The sequence below is a fragment of the uncultured Pedobacter sp. genome, from assembly GCF_913776295.1.
Classification (GTDB): domain Bacteria; phylum Bacteroidota; class Bacteroidia; order Sphingobacteriales; family Sphingobacteriaceae; genus Pedobacter.
Genome location: NZ_CAJYOJ010000078.1, coordinates 166,645 through 176,486 on the forward strand (window position 1 = coordinate 166,645; position 9,842 = coordinate 176,486).

9 protein-coding genes and 4 tRNA genes are annotated in these 9,842 nt (G+C 39.2%); 8 read left to right on the plus strand and 5 right to left on the minus strand.

The window, feature by feature from the left end:
• Window positions 1–45: 45 nt before the first annotated feature.
• Both QZ738_RS18510 and QZ738_RS18515 read left to right on the plus strand, forming a co-directional pair.
• Window positions 46–210, plus strand: coding sequence for a hypothetical protein (locus tag QZ738_RS18510; protein WP_293789342.1), 165 nt, complete (start codon window positions 46–48; stop codon window positions 208–210).
• 23 nt (window positions 211–233) lie between these two features.
• Complete coding sequence (locus QZ738_RS18515; RefSeq protein ID WP_293789344.1) at window positions 234–500, plus strand: gliding motility-associated C-terminal domain-containing protein; 267 nt, start codon at window positions 234–236, stop codon at window positions 498–500.
• Between the two features lie 322 nt (window positions 501–822).
• On the opposite strand, the gene QZ738_RS18520 is transcribed toward QZ738_RS18515, so the two are convergent.
• Both QZ738_RS18520 and QZ738_RS18525 read right to left on the minus strand, forming a co-directional pair.
• Window positions 823–906 (minus strand) — tRNA-Leu (locus tag QZ738_RS18520).
• Between the two features lie 71 nt (window positions 907–977).
• A tRNA-Gly gene (locus QZ738_RS18525) sits at window positions 978–1,053 on the minus strand.
• Between the two features lie 537 nt (window positions 1,054–1,590).
• Here QZ738_RS18525 and QZ738_RS18530 point away from each other — a divergent pair.
• From QZ738_RS18530 to QZ738_RS18540, 3 genes are all read left to right on the plus strand, one after another.
• Window positions 1,591–2,964 carry an alpha-L-fucosidase gene (locus QZ738_RS18530; protein WP_293789346.1) on the plus strand — a complete coding sequence of 458 codons (1,374 nt, stop codon included), beginning with the start codon at window positions 1,591–1,593 and terminating at the stop codon, window positions 2,962–2,964.
• Window positions 2,965–3,513: 549 nt separating this feature from the next.
• Complete coding sequence (locus QZ738_RS18535; protein WP_293789348.1) at window positions 3,514–4,239, plus strand: hypothetical protein; 726 nt, start codon at window positions 3,514–3,516, stop codon at window positions 4,237–4,239.
• Between the two features lie 29 nt (window positions 4,240–4,268).
• Window positions 4,269–4,748 (plus strand): hypothetical protein, encoded by a 480-nt coding sequence (locus tag QZ738_RS18540; RefSeq protein WP_293789350.1) that lies wholly within the window; start codon window positions 4,269–4,271, stop codon window positions 4,746–4,748.
• An 80-nt stretch (window positions 4,749–4,828) separates the two neighbouring features.
• Here QZ738_RS18540 and QZ738_RS18545 read toward each other — a convergent pair.
• The 3 genes from QZ738_RS18545 to QZ738_RS18555 form a co-directional block, all read right to left on the minus strand.
• Window positions 4,829–4,912 (minus strand) — tRNA-Leu (locus QZ738_RS18545).
• Window positions 4,913–4,981: 69 nt separating this feature from the next.
• Window positions 4,982–5,057 (minus strand) — tRNA-Gly (locus QZ738_RS18550).
• Window positions 5,058–5,151: 94 nt separating this feature from the next.
• Window positions 5,152–5,640 carry a regulatory protein RecX gene (locus tag QZ738_RS18555; protein ID WP_293789352.1) on the minus strand — a complete coding sequence of 163 codons (489 nt, stop codon included), beginning with the start codon at window positions 5,638–5,640 and terminating at the stop codon, window positions 5,152–5,154.
• Between the two features lie 61 nt (window positions 5,641–5,701).
• Here QZ738_RS18555 and QZ738_RS18560 point away from each other — a divergent pair, with 61 nt between their 5' ends.
• From QZ738_RS18560 to arsC, 3 genes are all read left to right on the plus strand, one after another.
• Window positions 5,702–8,161, plus strand: a complete 2,460-nt coding sequence (locus QZ738_RS18560) for a bifunctional UDP-N-acetylmuramoyl-tripeptide:D-alanyl-D-alanine ligase/alanine racemase (protein ID WP_293789353.1) — start codon at window positions 5,702–5,704, stop codon at window positions 8,159–8,161.
• A 209-nt stretch (window positions 8,162–8,370) separates the two neighbouring features.
• A complete protein-coding gene (locus QZ738_RS18565) occupies window positions 8,371–8,961 on the plus strand; it encodes a DUF502 domain-containing protein (protein WP_293789355.1) in 591 nt (196 codons plus the stop codon).
• Between the two features lie 11 nt (window positions 8,962–8,972).
• Window positions 8,973–9,317 (plus strand): arsenate reductase (glutaredoxin), encoded by a 345-nt coding sequence (gene arsC, locus QZ738_RS18570; RefSeq protein WP_293789357.1) that lies wholly within the window; start codon window positions 8,973–8,975, stop codon window positions 9,315–9,317.
• Window positions 9,318–9,842: the final 525 nt, after the last annotated feature.

The window sequence follows — 9,842 nt, forward strand, 5'->3', positions numbered from 1 at the left end:
GTTATCACTCCGGTTAAACTGTGTTCGGCAGCAGGGGCTGAAATCATGATTAGTAATTTTGATATTGACGGTGAATACTGTTTGTATAATAATTTGCATGCGGTTGTCCCTGTTCGGGTCATTAAAAATCAAAAATTTATCCAATTTTTAGCGCCGGATAAACCACTTTATATCAGTAAAGAAGAAGATGATGTGAAAGCGAGCGCGTAAAGGTTGAGGTACATTGTGGAATATTGTCTGAGGCAATTCCCAGTGCATTTACCCCTAATGGTGATAACCAAAACGATAAATGGGAAATTAAGGGCATTGAAAATTGTCCGAAAGCTAAGGTGCTGATTTTTAATAGAGCAGGTATCAAAATATTTGAATCTATAGGTTACAAAACTCCATTTGATGGAACCTTTGAAAATACACAGCTTGGTGTTGGTGTGTATTACTATGTGATCAACTTTGGTTCCGAATGTAAACAAATTAATGGAAGTTTAATGCTCATTCGTTGATGTATTTGAAGGGCTAGCACTTGGATAGGTATACCATGCTGTATTTTTCGATCCTTTTTTGCTTGATCCCCGACACTCATTTTTTTGTTCATATCGAAAAAATGTGTTAAACTAAAAAACCTTTCATCTCTGAAAGGTTTTGTTCGATTTTATGAGTACTCGGGGCGGGAATCGAACCCGCATGCCATTGAAAGCATCCCGACTTAAAGTCGGGACGTGTCTATCAGTTCCTTATCCTGAATTAGCCTTCCGATCTATAAACAAAAATGAGTGAAAAGCAAAAAACCTTTCATCTCTGAAAGGTTTTGTCGATTTTTTGATGTACTCGGGGCGGGAATCGAACCCGCACGCCTTTGAAAGCACAGGATTTTAAGTCCTGCGTGTCTACCAGTTCCACCACCCGAGCATTAGCCGCTGCCAATCTCCATCGGCTTGGTAAATTTAAAAATAAATGCCTTCTGGCAGGAAGGCATTTATTGGAGCGAAAGACGAGATTCGAACTCGCGACCCCGACCTTGGCAAGGTCGTGCTCTACCAACTGAGCTACTTTCGCAGAATTAACACGTATATTGTGTTCCTTTGGGGTTGCAAATATAGAAATATAAATATCACTATCAAAAAAATAATTTTATTTTTTTGCTTTAAACAATGTTTTCAGTCGCTTTTTAGTGTGAGATGATCAGGATGCCCTACTTGTTCTTATCCTTAAATTTCAACATTATCAGAGAGTTAAAATCAGATTTATGCATTCAGATGGAGAGATTTAATTCCGTAAAAAAAATGAAAATATTCAACTGCTCATGGTACAATTCATTCTTTTAATCAATATCAAGCTATCAAAAAGCTAATACTGTAAAGTAAAAACAACCTCATCCGCTAAGCGTACGCATCATCAATAGTATTGAAAGTATAGAAATTTAAAGGTCGGATTTGTACAAAATAAAGTCTGATGGAGACAAACCAAAACTTTAAAATTTATCTAATTTCGTTCAATCACGACCATAAAATAGCTTTTCACAGGCGATTACTATGGTTTGTTTAACCAAATATGATAGCTATTTCTTAATTAAACCTGTTATTTCTATATCAGATGAATTTTAAACAAAAAATAAAAATTACTGCAAGTGGACTTATATTGATGTTGCTTGGGAATGCCCTAATCGTAAAAAGCCAGGTGATGGGCGAGGCAGAAAAAAAATCAATGGAGAAAGGCGCACTTTACCCGTCGTTAAAAGGTGGTGGAGAAGGAGTTTCAGGGCCGGGTTCGAACCTTTCGCCAGAAAAGATGAAATGGTGGGAAGATCAGAAATTTGGAATGTTTATCCATTGGGGCTTATATGCCATCCCTGCCAGTGGCGAGTGGACCATGTTTAATGAAAAAATACCGGCAGAAGAATATGCAAAACTTGCTGATCAGTTTAGACCGAAACATTTCAGCGGAGCAGCATGGGCAAAGGTAGCTAAAGAAGCCGGAATGAAATATATGGTAATGGTAGCGAGGCACCACGATGGTTTTGCGCTATGGAATAGCCCTTCGAGTTATAAACATTTTAATAGTTGGGAAACGGCTGCCCATCGTGATTTTGTAAAAGAATATACCGATGCATGCCGTAAGGCCGGCCTTTATGTAGGTTTATATTATTCGCCGCTGGATTGGCGCTTTCCCGGTTATTTTGACCCAAAAGGACTCCCTGAAAATGCTGCTCTGCTTAAGAAACAGACTTATGGACAAGTAGAAGAGCTGATGAAAAATTATGGCAAAATAGATATTTTATGGTACGATGGTGGTTGGCTGGCACATAAGGGCAGCGATGCAGATGCAGCCTGGTTTTGGGAACCGTTAAAGCTTAATGGCATGGTACGCCGTTATCAACCTGATGTGGTGATTAATCCCAGATCCGGAATGGTTGGCGATTTTCAGACCGACGAGGGTGGAGGAGACGTTAAAGGCCCGATTATTCCTTTTCCGTGGGAAAAAAACTTGAATCTTAACGAAACAAGTTGGGGATACAACAAAGTTCAAAATTTGATGCCTCTAAAACGCGTAATAGATATGCTGGTGAATACGGTAGATCGCGGTGGAAATATGTTATTAAATGTTGGTCCAGACCCTGATGGCGTGATTCCGCCTACCCATGTACAGCGGCTTAAAGAGGTAGGTGCATGGCTGGCCAAAAATGGTGAAGGTATTTACGGAACTCGTCCTGGTCCTTTTCAGCCCGTTGATCATTTTTATGGTTCTACGCATAAGGAAAATCGTATTTACATTCATCTCCTAAAAGCACCTGAGGAAGGTAATACAATTAAATTGCCTGCAATTAAACAGACTATTTCAGCATGTTCAATATTACACGGCCAAAAAATTAAATTCCAGCAAGATGCTAACGGTATTACGCTTAATCTGGCTGGGGTACAATTAGACCCGGTGGTAACAACCCTGCTGTTAAAAACCAAAAACGAATAGCAGTTATGAACTTCTGTAATGGTAGAATTAGAGTTTTGCTCATGGTAATGTAATAAGCTGTTGTAATTTGTCATTTTCAAAAAGTATCTGCAAACCAACTGATATCCTTTTAATTGCAGCAGATTTATAGATACGAATGTGAGACACATGAATGCTCATGGTGCAGTGTGCCACAAAGGTATTTACAATCTTTTCGGTGAAGTTAAAAAAGTATAGCATGGCTTTTTCCCAAACAGAACCAGAATATTACCGGGTTACTGCCCTAGTGCGTCTACCGATTTCAAACACTCTAAAAATAGTGGTGTGGTCGTTGGCCGATAAAAGGAATAAAACGGATCTGGAGAAACTTACCTGTTTATGGCTTCCGTATTATATCATTAAAGGTAAAATAACGATTTGTAATCATAACCAGCAGTGATTTAATAGCCATAAGTTTTTATTATCTTGCCCGGACCTACTGATTGGTCTAAATGATAATGTTGTATGCCCGGTTTTAACTGCGCATATCAGGTTTATTATTGAATAACCTCAGATAAACATATTTACCGAATGAAAAAACCAATAATTGCATTCATCATTACAGGGTTATGCTTGCTTTTGGCCTGCCATTCTAAAACAGAGAAGCGGGGCTCTGTAAAGCTAACTGCTGCTCCGAAACAGCCAGTCGCCGGCCAAAAACAAGATCACCATCATGAGCATGTTGACCAGATGGCCTTTGTGGAATATCTTGATGATGGTGATTATTTTCAAATCCTGGCTAGAAAGGGTGATAGTACGTTTTGTTTCATCAACGAAACGGATACGAATAGAAACCTCAACCGTGGTGACCGGATACAGGTGGTTTGGAGAAAAGGTACAGTTACTGTTCCTGGCGACAACGATTCCGAAATGCCGGCCTTGTTATTGCTTTACATAAAAAAAATGGGTAACGGTCCGGTAACTGCATTCAGAAATGCCTATGGCAAAAAATTAAAATACACCTGGTCTACCGATGAGGAATTGACCACATCATATCTCAACAAGGTTTATCAGTTGACCGAATATTATCTCACTCAAACAAAAAATCCTTTATTGCTTGCGGCAATAAAGAAACGGGACGAGCTGACCTATTCTATCGAGTCGGCAGAAAGAAACGGTCAGCACTACCGGTTAATTGGTATTGCGCCCGTAGGACAAAACGGCAGTAATATTGTTCAGTGGCTTTATATTGGAGAAGAGAATGGCCGGATTTACGAATATAACCTTCCGGAGGATAAACTGGTTGCATTTGATTAAATTACCTGTTAAAGCGATTGACAGAAGTGATGACTAAATTTATTTTAAAATACTGGATGATCGATTTGCTGGTAGGTATTGTTCTATATATAGCCTATGTGATGGCTATTATGGGTTCATCGGCGTCAGGTAATGGCTTTGGCGCGACTATTCGTTATATTGCAGATCTCGTTTTAAACATAGGTTTTTCACTGTTATACCTTGTTGCAGCGATCATTTGCTCTTTTACTATTTTTTTAAATTTCATTCGTGAAATCAGGTTTAGTCCCTTTTTTTCCTGGCTTAGCTTTTCTGGTGCACCGATTTTGCTGATCGGGATGTTTATTGCCAGTTTATCACTAGATGGTTATCACTATAGCGGAAATGTAATGACCAAACTTTGGATCTTTGTGATACTTTACCCGTGTATCACAACGATTTTATATTTACAGTTCAGAAAGCAATATAGAAAACTGAACAAAGGCATTGGCAAAGCCACAATATACACCAGCAACAATAAGCAAGTATGAACAGCAGGATTTAACCAAAAAATGATTACAAACGAAAAAACCTTTCATTTCTGAAAGGTTTTCGTCCGATCTATTTGATGTACTCGGGGCGGGAATCGAACCCGCACGCCTTTGAAAGCACAGGATTTTAAGTCCTGCGTGTCTACCAGTTCCACCACCCGAGCATTAGCCGCTGCCGATCTCCATCGGCCTGGTTAATTTTAAAATAAATGCCTCCTGGTAGGAAGGCATTTTGGAGCGAAAGACGAGATTCGAACTCGCGACCCCGACCTTGGCAAGGTCGTGCTCTACCAACTGAGCTACTTTCGCATTTACAAAACTGATGTTGTTGTTTCGTTTTGGTGATGCAAATATAGGCAGATTTATATTTCTGTCAAGAGATTTTTTATTAAAAAATTAATATTTAATTTAAATTGCTGGCTTTCAGTACCACTAAAATTAAATCAGTTTCAAATCCTTTTGTCTGAAGGTAGCTCATCAGCTTATTTTTCCTTTTAAACGGATCATTTTCACCCAAGCTTTGCGCTTTTTTCGATGCTAATTTTTCTATTGTCTGTAAATAATCATCCTCATCAATACTGTAAATTGCCTTTTGTAAAATTTTATCAGGAACCCCTTTCAATTTTAGTCCCTGTTTAATTTTAATCCGACCCCAATGTTTGATGTTAAATTTACCCGATGCATAATGTTTGGCAAACCTTTCTTCATTTAAAAAATTGTTTACAATCAGTTCTGTAATAATTTCTTCCAGTTCATCTCCACGCATACCCCATTCCAACAACTTGTACCGCACCTCTTTTTGCGAGCGTTCCTGGTAAACGCAAAAACTTTCGGCTTTGGCCAAAGCTTGCTTTTTATCCAATAATACTGCTTCTTGTTTACTGCTTTTCATAATTAATTACTGAAATTCGTAAAAATAAAAGCGATTACCGTATTTTTCTGAATATAACAGCATGCAAAATCCAATATATACCGTTTCCAAAATAGCTGAAATTTTAAGTGCCAATAGCAAAATAATTGATGGAGAGGTGATTATCCGGTACCTGGTGGTGGATAGCCGTTCGGTTTTGGTGCCTGAAAGCTCCCTGTTTTTTGCCCTGTCTTCGCACCGCAATGGACACGAATTTATCAAAGATGCCTATGCGAAAGAAATCAGGAATTTTGTGGTTACCGAAGCAAAATACATTCAGAAATATCCTGACTGCAATTTTTTACTGGTACAAGATGCCTTGGCAGCACTACAAAAGCTAGGTGTTTATCATCGAAATCAATTCCATTTAAAAACAATAGGCATTACCGGAAGCAATGGGAAAACCATTGTCAAAGAATGGCTATATCAGCTTTTGGCAACCGATTTTAATATGGTTAGGAGTCCGAAAAGTTATAATTCACAAATAGGGGTGCCGCTTTCGGTATGGCAGATTGAGGCCGACCATAGCCTTGGCATTTTTGAGGCTGGTATTTCTGCAGTTGATGAGATGGAACGTTTGGCCGAGATCATCAGACCTGAAATCGGAATTTTAACCAATATCGGGGAGGCACATGCGGAAGGATTCAGTTCCAAAAAGGAAAAACTTACCGAAAAACTAAAACTTTTTGCCGCATCCGAACTATTGATTTACTCGCCTGAATATGTAAGCGAATTGGATACGAAAGATCTGCCCGGTAAAAAAAAGTTTAGCTGGAGCAGTAAACAGAAGGCAGATCTTCAGATCATTACTGTTGAACCGATAGAAGGGAAATGCTATTTAAGGGCCATTTATCAAAACAGGGAAATTGAATGCATGCTGCCTTTTAAAGATAAAGCATCCATTGAAAATGGCATGATCTGCTGGGCAGCTTTACTAGCGTTAGGTTATACACCAGAGCAGGCCGATCTTCGTTTAGAGAAACTAAGTCCCGTAAGCATGCGTTTGGAACTGAAAAACGGCATCAACCAATGTTCCGTTATTGATGACTCGTACAGTGCCGACATTTCTTCTTTAGCCATTGCGCTCGATTTTTTAAATCAACAGAATCAGCATCCTCAGAAAACTGTCATCCTTTCTGAATTATTCGAAACCGGAAAAAACGATTTTGATTTGTATACGGAGATAGCGGGGTTGCTTTCGCAAAAAAAGATAAACCGATTGATCGGCATTGGTACAAACATAGCCCGTTATGCCCATCTGTTTAAGTTCGAAACACAGTTTTTTGAGGATACCAACGCTTTCGTAGAGGCTTTTCCAGGTTTACACTTTAACCACGAAACCATATTGGTAAAAGGGGCCAGGCGTTTTGAATTTGGCCGCATCAGCAAATTACTTACCCAAAAAATCCATGATACAGTTTTAGAGATCGACCTGAATGCTATGGTGGGCAACTTGCAGTTTTACCGGTCAAAAATTAAGCCTGGGGTTAAAATAATGGCCATGGTTAAGGCCTTTTCATATGGGAGCGGAAGTTTCGAAATTGCGAATTTATTGCAGTTTCATAAGGTAGATTATTTAGCTGTAGCTTATGCGGATGAAGGTATTGCGCTACGTAAAGCCGGAATTACATTGCCGATTATGGTGATGAGTCCGGAGGAATCTGCATTCGAAGCGATTATCAAACACCGTCTCGAACCCGAAATTTATAGTGTGGAGATTCTGAATAGTTTTTTGAATGCGCTATCAGATTATGACTTCGATTACCCCATCCACCTTAAGATAGATAGCGGTATGCATCGCCTGGGCTTTGATCATGCCGAAATAAATGCCTTATCTATCTTGTTAAAAGATTCGGCCAGGCTAAAAGTACAAAGTATTTTTTCTCACCTGGTAGCCAGTGATGCCGCAGAGCATGATGGATTTACACAGCAACAGATCGATAAATTTACGATCATCGCCAATCAATTGGTTAACTTATTAGGTTATAAGCCGTTATTGCATATTGCTAATACTTCTGGTATTTCACGCTGGCCAGATGCGCAAATGGATATGGTACGTTTGGGCATAGGTCTGTATGGTTTTGATTCTGCTTTAGCCCAAAATAGTGGTTTGCAGACGGTAATGGTACTTAAAACTACCGTTACTCAGGTGAAAACACTTGCTCCCGGAGAAACCGTAGGCTATAGCAGGAGAGGGGTAATGCCAAACGGTGGTAAGATAGCAACCGTAAAAATTGGGTATGCGGATGGATACACCAGATATTTTGGTAATGGCGTTGGTAAAATGCTTATCAACGGCCATTTAGTGCCTACAATTGGCTCAATCTGTATGGATATGACTATGCTGGATGTTACCGCGATTGAGGTGAAACCTGGAGATGAAGCCATCGTTTTCAATCAAAAGCACACCATTATGCAGTTGGCTAAAGATATTGGTACAATCCCTTACGAAATCCTCACCAACATTTCGCAGCGGGTAAAAAGGGTTTATTTCTATGAGTAAGTTCAATGGTCAATGGTTAATTGGTCATTAGTATAGCGGATTGCCTATTTGTTGCTGGTTAAAGGTTCGTAGTGTGCGCTAACGGCCAATTGCAAAGCTATGCACCTTGCATAAGTGAACCAGAGACTAACGACCAATAAACCCTCGTTCAAAAGAAATGAACTTGTGGCTAATGACCAAATGAACTAAAAAAACACTAATTTTGCGACATGAATAAAGTTGGGAAAGCCATTTTAAACTATCTGATTAAAGGTTTATTAATTGTGGTACCCATTGCCGTGAGTATTTTCATTGTGGTTTGGGCAGTTACAACGGTTGATAGCTGGTTGAATGTAAAGAATGTATTTGGTGTCAATCCACTTACAGGCGAAAGTAGAAATATCCCGGGCCTGGGGTTGCTTACCGTGGTTACCATTATTTTACTCGCCGGTATTTTTGTAACTAATTTGGTTACCGAACCGATGTACAATTGGTTCCAGCGGATGATGCAGCGTTTGCCGCTCCTGAACTTTATCTATTCATCTATCAAAGATTTAACAGAGGCTTTTGTAGGTGATGAGAAGAAATTTAACCACCCGGTGCTGGTTGAAGTAGAGGGTGGCTTAAAAAAGATTGGTTTTTTAACGCAGAACGATCTGCATAAACTTCAGCTTCCGGATGAGGTTGCTGTATATTTTCCACTTTCCTACTCATTTGCCGGTCAGCTTTGCATTGTAAGAAGAGATAAGGTAATTGATTTGAATATGACAGCAGCTGATGCCATGAAACTGGTGGTTAGTGGTGGGGTAAGCGGACTTTAAACATTTTTAAAATGATTACGATCTACCATAATAACAGCTGTACCAAAAGCCGGTCTGCCTTATCAGCGATAGAAAACAGTGGAAAGGCTTTTAACGTGGTTTATTATCTGGAAACGCCACCCAATAGAACTGAGCTGGAAGAAATAATCAGTAAGATGATAATCAAGCCATTAGAGTTGATTCGCAAAGGTGAAAAGGTTTTTATTGAAAATTATAAAGGAAAAAACTTAACTGATGAAGAATGGATTGATGCCCTGGTTGCGCATCCCATTTTAATTGAAAGACCGATTATTATTTTTGAAAACAAAGCGGTAATCGCAAGGCCAACAGAAAAGATTAAGGAGATATTGGGCTAATCCAATCTTCATTTCGAGAGGAGCGCAGCGCAGTCGATAAATCTAGCTAGGGAGTGCTTTTTTGGGCATAGATCTCGCCATTCCGCTTCACTTCAGTCGAGCTGACGCATCTTTTTATCGCTAAAAAATGCTTTTTAAAGTAAGCATGCAAAGTGTAAAAATAATCAGGCCAAAAATCAATCTAACTCTTGTCGTAGCTTCCCGCTACGATATGGAATAGTGCCGTAATTTAAGTTTGGTACTTTTTAATGTCTTAGCGAGACACTAGGAACAGGTTAGACAAAAAGATTCTTCGCTTTGCTACCATTGACGTTATTTTGTAATTATTTGATAGTTAAATACTTATGAAATATACATTTCCATCCAAAAAGGCCTTCGCACTGTGTCTCCGTTCTACTTAGTCGTTCCTTAAAAAGTCATTGAACAAAGATTGTATCATATTTTGGTTGTTTGATGAATGTTTTTACGAGCTGAACAAAGCTTAAAAAAAGCGCCCAAAGATGATCTTTCCAGATATTCATGATC